General features: G+C 62.6%; 1 protein-coding gene. It reads left to right on the forward strand.

Annotated elements, in window-relative coordinates; genetic code table 11:
* Window positions 1-294, forward strand: a 294-nt coding sequence (locus AC5RUU_RS19655; RefSeq protein WP_493976874.1) for an ABC transporter permease subunit, incomplete at both ends; no start/stop codon positions are given.

Here is a 294-nt window from a genome sequence, read left to right on the forward strand (position 1 = left end):
ATATCGTCGGGAAGTACTTCTTCGCCGAGTCGATCCTGCGCGGGCTGATGCTTACGATCTTCCTCACGGTCGCGTCCATGGCCCTGGGAACCCTGCTCGGGCTGGCCCTGGCGGTCATGCGTTCCTCGCACGTGAAGCCGGTGTCCATCGCCGCGGGGCTTTACATCACGTTGTTCCGCGGCACCCCGGTGCTGGTCCAGCTGATCTTCTGGTTCAACATCTCCGCCCTGTACCCGGATTTGAGGATCGGGATCCCGTTCACCGATATCGGCACGGCCGTGGACACGAACGCGA

Source organism: Arthrobacter sp. K4-10C (genome assembly GCF_059090085.1).